Source organism: Methylobacterium mesophilicum SR1.6/6 (assembly GCF_000364445.2).
GTDB classification, from domain to species: Bacteria; Pseudomonadota; Alphaproteobacteria; order Rhizobiales; family Beijerinckiaceae; genus Methylobacterium; species Methylobacterium mesophilicum_A.
The window spans coordinates 2376538-2393199 of sequence record NZ_CP043538.1; the positions used below are offsets into that span (position 1 = coordinate 2376538).

14 protein-coding genes are annotated in these 16662 nt (G+C 70.0%); 4 read left to right on the top strand and 10 right to left on the bottom strand.

Features of this window, described 5'->3' with window-relative positions; translation table 11 throughout:
• Positions 1-78 precede the first annotated feature (78 nt).
• The 5 genes from MMSR116_RS11380 to MMSR116_RS11405 form a co-directional block, all read right to left on the bottom strand.
• A complete protein-coding gene (locus MMSR116_RS11380) occupies positions 79-1254 on the bottom strand; it encodes an AraC family transcriptional regulator (protein ID WP_010683039.1) in 1176 nt (391 codons plus the stop codon).
• A 347-nt stretch (positions 1255-1601) separates the two neighbouring features.
• The gene (locus MMSR116_RS11385) at positions 1602-2426 is read right to left on the bottom strand and encodes a DUF4344 domain-containing metallopeptidase (protein WP_010683038.1); all 825 of its coding nucleotides are present in this window, start codon (positions 2424-2426) and stop codon (positions 1602-1604) included.
• A gap of 24 nt (positions 2427-2450) precedes the next feature.
• The gene (locus MMSR116_RS11390; RefSeq protein ID WP_158168854.1) at positions 2451-2846 is read right to left on the bottom strand and encodes a hypothetical protein; all 396 of its coding nucleotides are present in this window, start codon (positions 2844-2846) and stop codon (positions 2451-2453) included.
• Positions 2847-3552: 706 nt separating this feature from the next.
• Entirely contained in the window at positions 3553-4110 is a 558-nt protein-coding gene (locus MMSR116_RS11400) for a hypothetical protein (protein ID WP_010683035.1), read from the bottom strand.
• A 486-nt stretch (positions 4111-4596) separates the two neighbouring features.
• The gene (locus MMSR116_RS11405; RefSeq protein ID WP_010683034.1) at positions 4597-5247 is read right to left on the bottom strand and encodes a BON domain-containing protein; all 651 of its coding nucleotides are present in this window, start codon (positions 5245-5247) and stop codon (positions 4597-4599) included.
• Positions 5248-5425: 178 nt separating this feature from the next.
• On the opposite strand from MMSR116_RS11405, the gene MMSR116_RS11410 reads away from it, so the two are divergent.
• Positions 5426-5716 (top strand): hypothetical protein, encoded by a 291-nt coding sequence (locus tag MMSR116_RS11410; protein WP_158168856.1) that lies wholly within the window; start codon positions 5426-5428, stop codon positions 5714-5716.
• Positions 5717-5963: 247 nt separating this feature from the next.
• Here the strand turns inward: MMSR116_RS11410 and MMSR116_RS11415 are convergent, their stop codons facing one another.
• Genes MMSR116_RS11415 through MMSR116_RS11435 form a run of 5 tightly spaced genes read right to left on the bottom strand, consistent with a single transcriptional unit; the run spans position 5964 to position 13545 of the window.
• Positions 5964-7127 (bottom strand): VWA domain-containing protein, encoded by a 1164-nt coding sequence (locus tag MMSR116_RS11415; RefSeq protein WP_010683032.1) that lies wholly within the window; start codon positions 7125-7127, stop codon positions 5964-5966.
• Entirely contained in the window at positions 7124-9469 is a 2346-nt protein-coding gene (locus MMSR116_RS11420) for a DUF5682 family protein (RefSeq protein ID WP_010683031.1), read from the bottom strand. Before MMSR116_RS11420 ends, MMSR116_RS11415 begins: the two co-directional genes overlap by 4 nt.
• Before the next feature lie 10 nt (positions 9470-9479).
• Positions 9480-10589 (bottom strand): ATP-binding protein, encoded by a 1110-nt coding sequence (locus tag MMSR116_RS11425; protein ID WP_010683030.1) that lies wholly within the window; start codon positions 10587-10589, stop codon positions 9480-9482.
• Positions 10586-12184 (bottom strand): DUF5691 domain-containing protein, encoded by a 1599-nt coding sequence (locus tag MMSR116_RS11430; protein ID WP_010683029.1) that lies wholly within the window; start codon positions 12182-12184, stop codon positions 10586-10588. Before MMSR116_RS11430 ends, MMSR116_RS11425 begins: the two co-directional genes overlap by 4 nt.
• Positions 12184-13545: an SWIM zinc finger family protein gene (locus tag MMSR116_RS11435; protein WP_010683028.1), complete on the bottom strand. Its 1362-nt coding sequence runs from the start codon at positions 13543-13545 to the stop codon at positions 12184-12186. The genes MMSR116_RS11430 and MMSR116_RS11435 overlap by 1 nt, the downstream gene beginning before the upstream one ends.
• 1042 nt (positions 13546-14587) lie before the next feature.
• On the opposite strand from MMSR116_RS11435, the gene MMSR116_RS11440 reads away from it, so the two are divergent.
• Genes MMSR116_RS11440 through MMSR116_RS11450 form a run of 3 tightly spaced genes read left to right on the top strand, consistent with a single transcriptional unit; the run spans position 14588 to position 16659 of the window.
• Positions 14588-15397, top strand: coding sequence for an N-acyl homoserine lactonase family protein (locus tag MMSR116_RS11440; RefSeq protein ID WP_010683026.1), 810 nt, complete (start codon positions 14588-14590; stop codon positions 15395-15397).
• Positions 15398-15409: 12 nt separating this feature from the next.
• Positions 15410-15736, top strand: a complete 327-nt coding sequence (locus MMSR116_RS11445) for an NIPSNAP family protein (protein ID WP_010683025.1) — start codon at positions 15410-15412, stop codon at positions 15734-15736.
• Between the two features lie 50 nt (positions 15737-15786).
• The gene (locus tag MMSR116_RS11450; RefSeq protein WP_010683024.1) at positions 15787-16659 is read left to right on the top strand and encodes an NAD(P)-dependent oxidoreductase; all 873 of its coding nucleotides are present in this window, start codon (positions 15787-15789) and stop codon (positions 16657-16659) included.
• Positions 16660-16662: the final 3 nt, after the last annotated feature.

Consider the following 16662-nt stretch of genomic DNA (forward strand, 5'->3'; position numbering starts at 1 on the left):
GTAAAAGTCAAAGTGAGTTTGTCGATGTATTTTACAGCGAATTTTTAATACTGATCGTTGGCGCTAAATTCGATACGATCATTCTCGAGAATGCTGGAAACCATATGCTCGATCGGGACCCGTTGCAGGTCGCGAGAAGCTCGGGAGCATCGCTTCAGCTGCCGTTTCCAGTGGCCGGCACCGGTGCCTCCAGATGCTCGGTGACAGGCCGGACCAGCGTCGGAACGCGTGCGTGAACGCGGCCGCTTCGGAGAAGCCAAGACAGGCGGAGATTTGCGCCAAGGTCATGTTGGTCTCGGCCAGGAGCTGCTTGGCCGTCTCGAACCGGATCTGTGTGGTCACCGACCGGAAGCTCGTGCCTTCGGCCCTCAGGCGACGGCTGAGCGTGCGCCGATGGACCGCCAGATGGCGCGCCACGGCTTGGCCTGACCACGGGCTCTGAATGAACTCCATGCGGAGAAGGCACCGCAGCTGGTCGGATATCTGGATCGGCGCCGCCTCGCCGATCTGGCGGATGCGACGTTCCGCGGTCGCGAGCGAATCTCGGTCGGCGCCCGCGATCGGTTGTTCGAGGACGCGTGATGGAAACGCGATGGCTGCCCATTCCTGATCAAAACGGACGGGTGCGCGGAAGAAATGCCGGTAGGGATCCGTCTGACGCGGTGGCGCACGCGGCAACAGGACTTCCGATGGCGACCATTGGGCACTCGACAGGGCGCGCACGATATTGACGATCGTGGCGAGAGCCCCCTCCGACTGGAGGCCCACCGCTGTCGCCCCGGCTTCGTAGGGAAAGTAGTGAAGCAGAGCCAGATCGGTCTCGACGCTGAGCCTGACGGCAGAGCCGCACGTCCAAGCCCAGGGACGATTCTCCAGAACACGCAGGGCGTCGCCAACGGTCCCAGCGTTCCGCACCAGCGTGCCGCTTGGTCCGAGCTTGGCGAGAGCGATACGCCGTCCCACGAGCAGGCCGAGATGGCCGCACCGCGTGCGATTCGCACCCAGCTGAAGCAGGCGGCCGAGCGCGGCATTCGAGACCGGTGTACCGCCGTCCCGGGATGCCCGCGGGTCGCAGCCCGCGTCCCGGAGGATTTCGACAGGATCTGAACCGAGTTCCGAGATAACGGCGCAGGCTGCGCTCGCAACGTCGCCATGGAAGTCGTCGGCACCGGGGGTGCGTTCCGCATCCAGCCGCCGATCGGGCTCAAGTCGATCGCAAGTGTCTTCGCGCGCCAGCGCCAGGCGGTTGGCCATCGCAGGACCCCGTTCCTTCCCGATGCGCGAAGAATTCACAGCCGTCGCAGGATCCGCACATTGCGCTGGATCAATCTGCCTATCGTCGACTGCACGCGCCGCGGACCTGCTCGATCAATACAAGTTTGGAATTAGAGGGATCGGTCCGAGCTGCCGTATCGTGTTGCGGATCCGGGATTCGAGGGCGTGGCCAGTTGTCCTCAAGATCCGCGAAGCTCGGGTGCGATCGAGGGCGGTTCGCGCCGGACGTCGGGGCGTGTCGATCCTGATCGAAACGTTCGTTGGTCTGTCGATTTCATACGGCAGACGGGGTGCGGGTCTCGGCGTTGGCGGATCCCTGCACCGCTTCAGAACATCCATCGGAACGCGCGCCGGACGCGCGCGCGCCCGATTCGGCCATCGCGCAAATGGGGCCGGAAGAGCTTCTGCAGGGCGTAGGCCGCGAGGTCGTACTCGGCCCGACAATTCGCGGCGCGTGCCTTGGGCAGGGCACCCGCTTCGACGAGATAGCCGAAGGCCCCGCGGTCGGCGCCGTAGGCGAGGCAGAGCAGGTTGTAGAGGCGCTGCCCGGCGAGGCTGTGATCATCGGCCAGAACCGCTTGATCGCGCGTCTCCTCGGCGGCTTGGGTGCGCAGGAGATAGGCCGCGCCGTCGATCGCGTGCCGTGCCTGAGCGGACGGCAGTTCGAGCAGGACGAGCGCGGCGAACTGGTCGGCCGCGTCCTCCTCGCGGCCGAGTACGGGCACGTCGAGGAGATCGTACAGGGCATGGCCGAGTTCGTGCAGGAAGATCTGTGCGACGGGGCCGAAGATCGCGTCGCGTTGGGTGACACCGGTCTCGGGGTGGTTCCTGGACGCACGATCCCGCACCTCCCGGACGTACTCGTAGCAGACCGTGACCGTCCGGCTTCTGGGTGCATACCAGGCGTTGGCCTCGCCGCAGACAGCCAGTCGCAGCGTCAGCGAGCGCGGCGGACGCATGGCTTTGACGATCGCCTGCACGCCTTCCAGGACCCGGCGCGCCTTGAGGTCCCGGTGGAGCGCGCGCGTCTCCTCGTCTATGGGGCGCTGATAGGCGATCCGGATCGCCGCGCCCGTCGAGCGAGCCGCATGGGTCGGCGGAGCGCCGATCACGAGCGCCAGGCTCGCCGCGAGTCCGACGGCACGCCACATCCGGCAACCTCTGGGCCACGGGTTTCACTGCGTCAGGACGCGCACGATCCGGTGCGATCCAAGATCGACGATGACGGCCTTTCCATCCGGCGAGATGAAGTAGCCGTAATGACCCATTGGCGTGAAGCCGGGGATCGACTGGTTGCGGAAGGATCCCATCTCGATCCAGTCGGGGATGCTGCTGCCGATCCCGACCCGGCGGCCGATCCCGTTCTCCGCGGTGTATCGGGGTCCCGTCTCGAACAGGGCGGCGATCGTGACCGGGACGCCGCCGCGTTCGATCTCCCCGGTCAAGCCGCCGCGCGGATTGACCTGCAGGGTGAGCGGCTGCGCGTGAAGCGGCGCACAGATCGCCACAAAAAGGATGCCGACAATGACATGCAGTAAAATTCGTCGCTTGCTTTGTGTCTCCATTGACATGGCAACCTCCGAAACATGCCCACCGAGGAGCGGGTGTCGTTAAATCCTCCAGATTATTAGATCATCCCAAAGCACGTGCTTGATCGCCTGCGACAGGGTCCCTGCTCCGCCGCTCCGATTCTCGCCGACCGCGCCCTGCACCGTCCTGCTGGATGAGGGTCGCGATCATCTGCGCGGCGCCGGAGCCCTCACGTCCGAGAGCCGAAGCCTGATGACGAGCGGAGGCCGTGCGCTGAATCAAGGCTGGAGCCTCAGCGGCGGGCGCGATCGGCGGGCAGCAGGAGGCGAAGCCATCATGAAGCGCGAGCTCCCCGCGAGCCTGAGCGAGGACGACGTGAACTCCACCCATCTGGATCGGGATTACGCCGCAACGGACTCGTTCAACGGGGTGATCGCGCACAGTCTGTGAAGCGGATCGCTGATCTCGGCGGTGGTCGGCACGGAGCTGCCCGAGCGCGCTCCGCCGAAAGGGCTGCCGGTTCGGCGGAGAGCGCGCGGCGGCGCGAGGGCGCAAGGGCCTTCTCCGAATTTGAGCCTGACGCGGCGAGCGACAAGCCTCTCACCAACTGAGAGATGCGCACCTGACGGTGGACCTCGCTCGGACCCCCACCTAGCCTGGAGCCGTTTTCGATCGGAAACGGCTCCAACGTCCTGACTCGACGGACTCCTGAGCACCGAACCGATGCTCCCGGTGGCCGAACGCGCTCTAGCTGCCCGCGAGCGTCTCGGGCTCCATCTCGCTCGTTTTGCCGAGACCTAACCACGCCTTCATGGCTGCAGGTAACGAGCGGAGATGCTTCTTCGTGGGCTGGTCCAGCGCGCGCGCCGCGTCCAGCCGGGACGCCGCCACGTCCATGCCGAGCGGGTCTGCCTGTCGGCCGATCGCCAGGACGCCTTCGAGGATGGCGAGCCCCCTGTCGAAGGAAGATGGGTCCCAATGCATCCGGTCGTTGCCGACGCGCCTGTCGATAAACCGGGCGCGCTCCAGCTCCACTTGGCGCGAGTCCGCACAGGCCAGGCGGGTCACGAACGGCAGCAGCCGCTGCCGGTCCGCATCGGTCGCCTCGTCGTTCAGGCGCAGGGCCAGTTGGCAGACCGGACGCGAGAAGCAGTTCGGCATGCGGCTGACCGAGGCGACCGGTTGGTATGGGAAGCCGCAGGCGACGATGGCCGCCTCGTTGATGCAAGTGCCGCCGTCGGGGCCGGGAAACCGGTGCGAGCCTCGCAGGAGCTTCCAGTTCAGGAGATGATCGAAGCCGTCCATGGCGAAGAACTCCTTCGGCTGCATTCCAACATCACATCCGCTCGGGCCGGACGGGGTCTCAGATCTCCCGCCGGGTCCAAGCTACCCGTTCGCTGCCGTGGCTCATCCGGCGCGCGCCGTCGTCGGTCCGATGCCAGTGCTGGCTGAAAATCAGCCAAACCGAAGCCGACGCCACCGGCCGCGCACAACGCCGTCAGCGCGACCGGATCCCGGCCGTTGTCCATGCGGCGGCTCGACGGGCGCTCGTGCTGTCCCGACCGCATCGCCTGCCGCAGGGCGTCGGGGCTCTTCACAAGGTCCTGCAGGCCCCGTCCGGTAGAATCGGAGATCCGGCCGGCCAGCTGGTCGGCCCCGGGGTGATGCGGGCCGCGTCTGCCGTCAGGCTTTCCGACCTCGCGGGAATGGCCGTTCGTCATAGTGCGTCTTCGTGGCTGTCTGCAGATAAGGGGACGGCCGGTCGGGTCTCGGCCTGTCGGAACGCTCGCGTCAGGCAAGGGCGACGATACGGTCCTCGACGGCGCGCACGCCCGGCACCGACCAAGCCGCGCGTTCCGCCGAGTCCCGCTCCGCCCAGGCTGAGACGGCCCCCTCTAGGATGACCCGGTCACCCGAGACGCTGACCTTGATCGCGTCGGCCTCGAACATCGCGCTGCGCCGGAATGCCTGAAGGATCTTGTCCTTGACCGCCGTCGGCGGAATCCGCGGCCTGACCTCGATCAGGTTCGTCACCCCGTGCACGCCCGACAGCTTCCGAACCGCCGCCTCGGCGCCGGCCATCTGGTACTGCCAGTCGACCGTCCCGGTCAGCGTCACCCAGCCACCCGAGACCTTCACCTGGATGCAGTCTTTGGGCAGATGCACCGACCAGTCGATGATGGCCAGCGCCCGCCCGGCGATCTGGTCGTCGGCGACCTTCCTGTCATCTGCGTAACGGACCGCGATGTCCTGGGCGATGGCGCGCACGCCCCGCACCCGGCGCACGGCGCGCTCGGCCGCCACCTTCTCGGCATAGCTTCCGACGTGGCCCGTAAGGGTGACGACACCGTCAGCCACCGCCACACCGATGTCGCCGGCCTGGAGGCTCGGTTCGAAGTCGAGCTCGTCGAGCACGTCGCGGCGAAGATCCTTGTCGATCATCGCGTCCCTCCTGGCATTCCTCCGGGAGGTTTCTCGCGGAGTATGCCGCGGACTCTGCCCGCCCCGCGCCGATGGGCGTTGATCTAGCGCAACGTCGACGCCTTCAGCCTGAGCGGACGCGCACCATCCGCCAGCGTCCCCTGCGCGGCAGCGCAGTGCCACCAGTCCGGGCCCTGAATTGACGGAGATCAAGGCTGCCGGATCGCGCCTCAGCTTCAAGCCATCCTGTCAGGAGGACGCCAAGAGGACGAACGCAATGTCGCCAACCGATATTCGTCTCGCGGTCGAAGCGCACAGAGAGGCGGTCGACGCATTGGCCGGATACTGCGCCGATTATCCCATGATCCCGCGATACATCATCGCGAACCACATCGCCTTCGAGGTCGCTCATCGGATCCGCTCGGGCATCAGATCGCGGGAGCGGCTGGTGCGCTACGGGATCGAGGCGGTTCTGATGGACAAGTATTGAGCGATTGCGTCCAGCCGCTGCTCTGCGCGGAGGGGGTATGCGCTGGTGCCGCGTCAGGTCGGTGGCGGTTCGGATTTACCGCGTAGGGCCGCCACCGTCCCGGCGAAGCCGTCGAGCAGGGCGGCGCGGCGCAACCTTAGGGTGGAGGTGAGCGGGCCGGCCTCGACGGTCCAGGGCGTGTACAGAGCCGTACGGCTTGCACCCTGGGGGCTGCTCGCGCAGTCCCGCTTTCGCCACCGGGTCGCGGTCATTCGGTGCGGGGACCGGCATCGGCCGCCACCGCCGCGATGCCGGCCGACGCCGCCCAGGCCTCGAGGTCCGCCTTTCGGATCGCGGCCGCCATGAGGTCCGGGAAGAGATCGGGCGTGCACGCGAAGGCGGGCACGCCGAGGGCGGCGAGGCGCGCAGCCAGCGAGCGGTCATAGGCGGGCGCGCCCTCGTCGGAGAGCGCCAGCAGCGCCACCACCTGCACGCCCGACGCCACGAGGCGCTGGGCCTGCGCCAGCAGGCCGGCCTCCACCCCACCCTCGTAAAGGTCGGAGATCAGCACCAGCACCGTGTCCTCCGGCCGCGTGATCCGCGACGCGCAGTAGCCGACGGCCCGGTTGATGTCGGTGCCGCCGCCGAGCTGCACCGAGAACAGTACCTCCACGGGATCGTCGAGGTCGTCGGTAAGATCGACGACTTCCGTGTCGAAGACCACCAGCCGGGTCGAGACGGCGGGCAGCGATGCCATCACGGCGCCGAAGATACTGGAATAGACCACCGAGTTGGCCATCGAGCCGGACTGGTCGATGCAGAGGATCACGTCCTTGAGCGAGCCGCGGCTCTTGCGGCCGTGGCCAAGGCGCGTCTCGGGGATGATCGTGCGGTACTCGGCCTGATAGTGGCGCAGGTTCGCGCGGATCGTCCGGTTCCAGTCGATCTCGGCGTGGCGGGGGCGGTTGACGCTGGCGCGGTCGATGGCGCCGTTGACCGCCTGCCGCAGCGGCTCCTCCAGCTTGGCGAGGAGCGCGTCCACGACCTTGCGGACCACGAGGCGGGCCGTCTCCTTGGTGCGGCCGGACAGCACCCCGCGCATCGAGATCAGTGTCGAGACGAGGGCGACGTCGGGGACCACCGCCTCCAGCATCTCGGGCTCGGTGAGCATGCGCTTCAGGTCGAGCCGGTCGAGGGCGTCGCGCTGCATCACCTGCACGACGGCCGCGGGGAAATAGTCGCGGATGTCGCCGAGCCAGCGCGGTACGGAAGGGGCCGAGGAGCCCAGTCCGCCCTGGCGGTCGGAATCGTAGAGGGCGCCGAGCGCCCGATCGAGGCGCAGGTCGCGCTCCGCGAGGGCGTGGCCCGTCCCCTCCGCCAGGCCGCCGCCCAGGACGAGGCGCCAGCGGCGCAGGCGTTCGGTCTCGCTCATGGGGCCGCCTCCGGCGTCTCCAGGCCGGACTCCGCCGGCACGGGCGCGAACAGCAGGCGCAGGATCGGCATGACCGTCGCGGCCCGCGCGGCATCGTGGAAGCGGCCGGGCAGCGCCTCTCCCGCGCCCGCGCGTCCCGGATTGCCCAGGGCGGTCCCGATCGCGCGTCGCTCCGCGGGCGGGGTCGTCGCGAAGGTGCGGCGCACCAGGGGGAGGAGCTCGGTGAAATGCTCCTCGTCCAGGGCGCAGAGCCAGTCGTCGAGGACGGCGAGCAGGTCCTGCCCGTGGAGCAGCGCCGTGCCGCTGTCCTCGAGAAAGCCCTCGATCCAGGCGGCGGCCGCGGCGGCACTGGCCGCGCGCGACAGGGCACGGCCGAGGCGCGCACCGGCCTGCGCGGCGTCGAGGACCCGCGCGTCGAAGAGCAGGCGCACGGCCCGGCCGACGACGCGGCCATGCACGTGCTCTTGGTCGGCGAGCGCCCCGAGCGCCTCGCGCCAGGGACCCGTGAGCTCCGGATCGTCGAGGAGGGCGAGCGCGCCGGTGACGGCGGCGATGCGCGCCTTGGCGGCGGCGGCCGCGTCGTCGTCGAGGCTCTGGCAGGCGGCGACCAGTCCCGCGGCGGCGCGCGGCACCAGACCGCGCACGGCCGCGCGCACGGGGGCGGTGTCGGCACTGCGCACGGACCCGTAGCGGCCGAGTTCGGCGAGCGGCGGCAGGGCCTCCATCAGGTCAAACACGTCGGCCGACAGGGCGGCGCGGTCCTCGATCGCCCCGATCACCGCGGCGGTGGCCTCCGCCAGATCGGCGTCGAGGAGGGTTCCGATGAGCGCCGCGAGGTCGGCGACCCGGGTCGCCTCCTTGGCCCGGCGGGTCACCTGCGCGGCGGCGGCCTCGGCCACCGTCCCGCCATCCGCCGAAGCCGCCACGAGGTCCACCACCCATTCGGGCTGCCAGCTGAGGAACCACGCCTCCTTGAAGGTGCCCCGCCCGCGCGCCGTCCGCCGGGTGCCCCAGGGTATGCCGAGCAGCGCGAGCCGGTTGAGGAAGCGGCTGCGGGCGAGATCGGTCTCCTTGCGCAGGTCGAGGACGATCTCGCCCGCATCCGAGCCGGGCTTCAGGCACAGGCTCTTGCAAGCCCGCGCGAAGTCCATCTCGACGGGGGTACCGGGGCTGTCCGGCGGCGTGGCGCCGAGGCGCTCGCCGATCACCAGCTTGCGCCGGATCAGCGCCATCGGCGCGGGGTCGGCGAAGCACAGCGTCGCCTGCGCGGCCTCGTCGAGATCCTCCAGGGAGGGGCGGGCCCGACCGCGGAGGCCGGCGAGCGCGTCGGCAAGGCGCGCGGCCTCGATCACCGAGGCCGGCGAGGCGTCGAGATCCTCCGCGCGCAGCAGCGCGGCGGCGCGCGCCAGCCAGCGGGACGCGATCTGCTCCCCGTGGTTCCAGAGCGTGTCGTACCATTCGGGGGAGAGCACGCCCGCGCGGTAGCCGCTCGCGGTGGCCAGCCGCTCGTAGGACCAGGGCGCCCAGGCGCTCGCGACCTTGGTCTTCGGCAGTCCCTTGAGGGTCGCGGCATCGGCGGCGGATTGCCCCCGCGCATCGTGGCGCGCCAGGGCCGGCACGTGCCATGCGCCGCACACGACGGCGATCCGCGCGAAGCCGTCTCGCCCGGCCCGGCGGATGGCGCCGCGCATATGCGCCTCGCGCGCCTCCTCGCGGGCATCCGGCTCCGATCCGGTCTCCCGCGGCTCCGGCCCGGTCGTCGCCCGCAGGGCCGCCATCGCCTCTCCGATGGCGGCAAACACGTCCGCGTCGGTGCCTGAACGGCTCTCCACGAAGGCGTCCCACCAGCGCTCGCCGTCGGGGTAGCCCGCGGCCTGCGCGAGTTCGCCCAGCGGGTCGCGCCGCAGCGCGGCCGAAGCCGCCTCCGCCGACGCGACGGCCGCGCCGGGCGGCCCGGCCCCGTCGGGCGCCTCACCCGGCACCGCCTCCGCGGAGTCTTCTTCCGCCGGCTTGCCGAACCCGTCCGCGAGCTGGATCGCGTGCGGCAGGTCGATGAAGCGCACTGCCGCGCCCGCCGCGATCCCGTGGCGCAGCGCGACCCATTCGGGGGAGAATCCCGCGAAGGGGAAGAACGCGCAGTCGCGGGGCCGGTCCGGACGGTAGACGAGGATCGCCACCGGCGGCGCCATGCCGGCCTGCGCGGCGAGCGGGATCAGACTGTCCGCGTCCGGCGGCCCCTCGATCAGGACGCAGTCCGGGACGAAGGCGTCGAGGGCCGCCGCCAACGAGCGCGCGGAGCCCGGCCCGTGATGGCGGATCCCGAAGAGGCGGATGTCGGGCATCGACCCCCGCTCACGCGCTCGCGCGGGCGGCGCGGTAGAAGTCGCGCCAGCCCTCGCGCTCCTTGACCACGGTCTCGAGATACTCCCGCCAGACAACCGCATCCTGCACGGGATCCTTCACCACGGCGCCCGCGATGCCCGACACGAGGTCTTCCGCCGAGAGCCGGCCGTCGCCGAAATGGGCGGCGAGCGCGAGCCCGTTGCCGACGACGCTGATCGCCTCGGCCGTCGAGAGCGTGCCGGAAGGCTGCTTCACCTTGGACTTGCCGTCCTCGGTGACACCCTCGCGCAGCTCGCGGAAGATCGTGACGACGCGGCGGATCTCGTCGGCGCCCGGCGGCTCGGCCGGGATCTCAAAGGCGCGGCCGAGCGAGGCCACGCGGGTCTCCACGATCGCGATCTCCGCCTCGATCGTGGCGGGCGGCGGCAGCACCACGGTGTTGAAGCGGCGCTTCAGGGCGCTGGACAGCTCGTTGACACCGCGGTCGCGGTTGTTGGCCGTGGCAATAAGGTTGAAGCCCTTCCGGGCCGACACCTCCGCGTTGAGTTCGGGAATCGGCAGGGTCTTCTCCGAGAGGACCGTGATGAAGCTGTCCTGCGTCTCGGACGGGATCCGGGTCAGCTCCTCGACGCGGGCGATCGTCCCCGCCTCCATGGCCCGCATGATCGGCGACGCGACGACCGCCTCCCGGCTCGGCCCCTTGGCCAGCAGCAGCGCGTAGTTCCAGCCATAGCGGATCGCTTCCTCGCTCGTGCCCGCCGTGCCCTGCACGATCAGCCGCGATGTGCCGCAGATCGCGGCGGCGAGGTGCTCGCTGACCCAGCTCTTGGCCGTGCCGGGCACGCCGAGGAGCAGGAGCGCCCGGTCGGTGGCGAGCGTCGCAACCGCCACCTCCATCAGGCGCCGCTCGCCGATGTATTTCGGCGTCACCTCGAATCCGGAGCGGAGACGGCCGCCGAGCAGATAGGTGACGACCGCCTGGGGGGAGAGCAGCCAGTTCGGCGGGCGCGGCCGGTCGTCCGCGGCCTTGAGCGCCGCGATCTCCTCGGCGAAGGCATCCTCGGCAGCCTGGCGCAGCCGCGCCCCACCCTGCTGCGTCTGCGTCACGTCCGTCGTCATGTCCGAAGCGCCCTCCCCTCCGCGATCTGGTTACCGAACTCGCGCCGCATGGCGGCGCGCAGTTCCAGGGTCTCGGCCAAGCTGGCGAGTTGCCCGCGCAGGCGACTGCCCTCCCCTTCCGGCAGCCCGGCGAGGATCGACGCGGCCGCCGCAGCGGCCCGCTCGGTCGGGGCCGCGCTGTTGCCGAAGCGCCCGATGATCCAGGCGCGTGTGAGGGCCTCCTGCGCCGCGCCGGTGCCGCGGCTGACGGCGGCGATCCACGACATCAGCGCGTCGGTGAACGTGGGTGAGAAGTGCGGCGGTGCCTTGGCGAGCAGCGGGAGCGCGCCGACCCCGTGGCTGTGCAGCAGGGACGCGACGGCCTCCTCCCACGCCGGGGCCGGCATCAAGCCCACGCTCCTTGCCCACAGGTCGGTGAGCGCGTCGGCCCGCTTCACGCCCGGCAGGCGCCCGTTCCAGGCCATGAACAGGCCTTCGGCCATGGCGTGGATCCACACCGGGTCGCGCTCCCGGCTGACGCAGCGGAGAAAGCCTTCGAGAAGCGGGATCGACCACTCGCTCTGCAGGGCGAGATCGACCCAGAGCCGCGGCGGGTGGTCGGCGAAGGCGCCGAGCGGCGCCGCCGCCAGGATGTCGCGGAGCAGCCCGGCCCGCCGGCCGCCGTCGTCGCGCGCGTAGGCGTTCGGCTCGATCCCGTCGCGGACCAGGTCCGGCGCCTCCTCTGGCAAGGTGACGACGAGCGCGTGCCGCGTGCGGATGAGGAGGTGGCGCCGGCTCTCGATGGCGAGGGCCGTCCGGGCCCGCTCGGCCATGCGAGCCCCCAGCCGTGAGCCTGGCAAACGCGTGAGCAGCCTTTGCGCGCAGGCGCGCACCTCGGCCGCACGGTCGTCGAGGCAGCCTTCGAGGAACGGCTCATCCGCGGGGTTCAGGCCCTCGTCGAGGGCCGACAGGAGTTGGGCGCGCAGCTTCGCCTTCTCGGCCTTGAAGCCGGAGACCAGGGCGTCGCGAGCACCGTCCGGATCGCGTTGGCGGAGGGCGATCAGGGCCCGATAGCGATCGGCGGGTGAGTCATCGACCCTGTTCTCAGCCTCGCCTTCGGCCGCAGCCGCGGCCGCGTCCGGCGCGGCGATCTCCGCGCCGCAGGCTCGCGCGAGCCAGTCGAGTTCCGCACCGGCGATGGATCGGGCCAGCGCGGCCTCGCCGCCGCGCACGCCCGCGAGTTCCGCATGCAACCAGGACGGGGCGCGAAGGCCGGCCTCCGCGGCGAGCGCGAACCACTCCCGCCGCCGCGGTTCCGCGGACGATCCGGCAGCCAAGAGGGCCTGAAGGCGTCGCGCCGCGGCCGGCGGGCATTCCGGGCCGTCCACCGGCCGCTCCGGTGCGGCCCGCAGGGCCTCCGGTCCGAGGCCGGCGGCGGCACGGTGGACAAGGCCTTGCACGGCGATCTGCGCCAGGAGGGCGCCTCCCGGCGCGCCGACGGGATCGAGGCCGGGCAGCGGGGCGTTCGACGCGGCGGATGGAACGCGGTCGGCGCCAAGCAGTGCAGCGGCCAGGGCTGCATCCCAATCCGGATCCGACGCGGCGACGGCCTCCATCAGGCCGCCTGAAGCAGGATCGGACGCATCTCCTGGGGCGGCACCGTGTAGAGCCGCCCGTGCGCGACCAGCGCCAGGGGCGCGAGTCCGATCCCGTCGTACAGGCCGAACAGGTCCACCGGATGTCCTGCCGCGACGGCGAGGAGTGCCGGCAGGTGCGGTGATGCGCGCAGGGGCAGGCAGCCGGTGGCGTCCCCGACCGCGAAGGCCGAATCGTCCGCGAGGCGCCCGAGGCGAACGCCGCAGAGGCGCAGGGGCCACCGCTCAGTCCAGGGCGCCCGTGTCAGCACCGCGGCGAAGACGTCGCGGGCTACTTCGACCGTGCCGCCCCCCGGCAGCGCGACCGACGCCGCCGCGACGGGCCTCCCGTCGCGCAGGACCGCGCGCAGGGCCGGATCGCCGGGATGGAAGGCGAGCGTACCGGAAAAGTCCTGGCCGGCAGCGGGGGTCTCGGGAAGCGGCGTCCCCGGCGGCCCGTACGCGATCACCTGCGCGACGGCGCCCGTGCGGCGGCCCGCGAGCCAGACCGAGCGGGCGACGAGCCGATCCTCCTCCTCGACCGAATGGGCGAGCACCGCCCAGTCATCGTCGTGTCCCGGGCGGGTCGCCAGGGTATCCGCCGCCACGGGCAGGCCGAGCGCAGCGCGGACGCCGGCAGCCTGCTCGGGGTCCAGAAGGCTGAGGCGACGCGCGGCACGGACGAGGAGGGCGATCTGGCCGACGGCCAGCGCCAGCGCCGCCTCGGGTTTGGGCGCGCCGGGTACCGGGCCCGCGGCTGCGAGCCCTGGCAGGGCCCGCACCCGCCGCGCGAGGCCGGGCACCTGTCCATCCACGAGCCGACCGGCCATCCGGTCGAACACCGCGTAGGGCTCGGCACGCGCTGCCGCGAGCCCCCGGCGCATCAGGTCGGAGAGCCAGAGATCGAGCTCGTCCAGTGCTGCGGCGACGCGGTCGGCGCGCGCCTGCCGCCGCTTGGCCTGGGCCTTGAGATCTACCGGCCGATCCGGCTCGCGAGCCCGGCTCTCTGCGGCCGCGGCGCGGTTCTCGCGCCCGGCCATCCAGGCGCTCACCCAGTCCGGCGGCGGGGCCTCCGGGAGCGGCGTCGCGGCGTCGATCAGCATCAGCCCGAGGGCATGCTTGCAGGGGAACTTGCGGCTCGGGCAGGTGCATTTCGAGGCCGCCTTCGCGGGATCGGCGACCGTGCGGTAGGGGCTCGCGCCGCTGCCCTTCACCTCGCCGAAGATCGCCGCGCCCGCCCGGCCGAGCCCGCTCCACGTCGCGGGCTTCGCCAGACCTTGGCCGGCATTGCGGCTCGACGCGTCCGGGGCGAGCGCGAGGATCTGGTCGACGGTGAGGCTCATGCGTCGGCGGATCAACTCATGTCGGGCAGCGTCGGGCGCGACAATCTGCACAATCCGCCTCCGGCGGCAAGCGGAACCGTGAGCAACGTCCAAGATCAGCCAAACTTTGGATCGCTTCCAATAAGGATGTTCGACACGCACATGCGCTGATGGCGCTGACGATGTGGCTCGCTTTGCCGGCAAGCTTGTGAGGCGCGGCGGCCTCAAGCTGCCGATACAAGTCTGTCCCGGACCCCGCGACTTTCAGGGCAGCGAGGACGCGGGTCGAGCGAGTCCCAGGGCTGATGGATCGTCAAGCTCAGGATCCGCAGGCGACGCCGCGCGAAGCCCGGGGCAGTCAATTCGATCTTGGGTCGGCGTTCAGCCAGATCGTGACCTACGCGCCCTGCTGAGATTCAAGAAAAAGGAAACGGTAATTGCAGGGTCGACCCAGATCCAGCCAACTTGCTCGAGAGCTGATGTATTCGGAGCGGGAAGGCATGATCAAGTCGGTTCGCTGCTTTTAAACTTCGCCGTCTTTCATGGCTCTCTTTCCAAAGCATCTTTGACCTTGGCGCAGACGGAGCAGGTTGGCCGAGGCGCGCACGTGCCGGGTTATCCGGCCCATGCCGTCGTCGATCACAGCGGCGCGCTCCTCAATCCGCGCTGCTTCAACGGGTTGTCCTCACCGTGCGCAGAGCCGGCCGGATGCATGTCCGTCCGCGAACGATCCAGAGTTGGCTGATGGGGTGCGCGTTCGAGAGCCTCCCCGATCGTGAGCGGCGTCGGTGCGGCGATCGCGTTTCACCAATCCGTCCGCGGGGATGCTGGCTCAACACGCGGCCGCGTCAGGCTTGGCGGTCCTGTCATGCACGCAGGACCGTTCCGAGATCTCGGTTGCCGAAACTCTGGGAAGCCCGATCAACCCCGGGGGACCGATCACACTTTAGAACCAAAATGACTGATTGACAGATTGTCTGACGAAATGCTCTTTAGCGGTTGCGGATGGCACGCATCCGCGAGGGAGAGCCGAGCGAATCGGCCGCCTGAAGGAAACGCCCGCATGGACGCTGAGATCTTCGAGATCTACGCGATCAAATACGCGCATCATCACCGTATGGCCCGCGAGAACTTCATCGGCGGGGATATCCACGACGGTCCGATGCCGATCGATTATTTTGTCTGGGTCATTCGTGGAGGCGCCAGGACAGTCGTTGTCGACACGGGCTTCGACCGAGCGATGGCCATGAAACGAGGTCGCAACATCGTCAGGCCGGTCGAGGAAGGCTTGGCGCGGATCGGCGTCGACCCGCGAAAGGTCGAAGACGTCGTCCTGACCCATCTGCACTACGACCACGCCGGAAACCACGACCTGTTTCCGAACGCCCGCTTCCATGTCCAGGAACGCGAGATGGCCTTCTGCACCGGCCGGTGCATGTGCCATCCGGAGGTGCGCCACCCCTTCGCCGCCGAGGACGTGAAGGCGATGGTGGACCGGCTTTTCCAGGACCGCGTCTGCTTCCGCGAGGCGACCGACACGCTCTATCCGGGGATTACCCTCCACCGGGTCGGCGGCCACTCGGACGGCCTGCAGATCGTCCGGGTCCGGACCGCCCGCGGCTGGGTCGTGCTGGCCTCCGACGCCGCGCACTTCTTCGCCAATATCGGCCGCCGGCTCGCCTATCCGATCGTCTACAACGTCGGCGACATGTTCGAGGGCTACCGGACGGTCCGGCGTCTGGCCGAGTCCGAGGATCACATCGTCCCGGGTCACGATCCGCAGGTTCTCGCGATCTACCCGCAGGCGTTCGAAGACGCCGCAGGCTGGATCGTGCGCGTCGACCAGCCACCGACTGCCTCACCGACCTACTGACCGGAGGATTCCATGATCGTCGAGATGCGCGTCTACTACTGCGCCCCGACACGACTGCCGGCCCTGCTGGAGCGGTTCCGCTCCACCACGCTCGGCTTTTTCCAGAAATACGGCATCGAGCAGATCGGCTTCTGGACCACGCTCGTCGGTCCCGACAACCATGCGCTCACCTACCTGCTCAAATGGGACGACATGGCCCAGCGCGAGGCGCGCTGGAACGCCTTCCAGGTCGATCCGGACTGGATCGCCGCCCGCGCCGAGACCGAGAAGGACCGGCCGATCGTCGCCCGGATCGAGAACACCTTCCTCGCCCCCACGGACTTTTCCGCCCTGCGCTGACGGGGACACGCGACGCCAGTCGGGTGATCGCCCAGAGGGACATTTACGGCATGGAACAGAGAACCATCGGCGTCGTCGGCCTCGGCATGATGGGCGACCCCATGAGCCGGTGCCTCGCCAAGGCGGGGCACGCGCTCCGCCTGCTCGACGCGGATGCAGGCCGGACCGACGCGCTCGCCCGGGACCTCGGCGCGACGGCGCTCACGCGGGAGAATGCGGCCGGGCTCGACCTGCTGATCACGATGCTGCCGAACTCGGCCATCGTGGAGGCGGTGCTGCTTGACGAGGGCTGGGCCGACGCGCTCCCGGCCGGCGCCACCGTGATCGACATGAGCTCGTCGGAGCCGGTGCGCTCCCGCGCCCTCGGCGAGACGCTCGCCGGGAAGGGGCTCGGCTATCTCGACGCGCCGGTCTCGGGCGGCGTGCGGCGCGCGGTGGACGGCACGCTCGCGATCCTCGTCGGCGGCGAGGCGGATCTCCTCGCCCGCTGGCGGCCGGTGCTGGAGGCGATGGGCTCATCCGTCCTGCATATCGGCCCGGCCGGGTCGGGCCATGCCGCCAAGGCGCTGAACAATTTCGTCTCCGCCGCGGGCCTGCTCGCCACCGTCGAGGCGCTCCACGTGGCGCAGCGCTTCGGCATCGCGCCGGAGGCCATGACGGATGTGCTCAACGCCTCGTCCGGGCGCAGCAACACCTCCGAGAACAAGGTCAAGCAGTTCATGCTCAGCGGCAGCTTCGCCTCGGGCTTCTCGCTGAAACTGATGGACAAGGATCTCGGCATCGCCGGGGCCCTGGCACAATCGGTCGACTACCCGCTCGGGTTCGGCCGGCACTGCATCGAGACCTGGCACGCGATCGCCGGCGGGGTCGGGCCCACGGCCGACCACACCGAGATGTACCGCCTGCTGGCCGAGGTAGCCTGACAC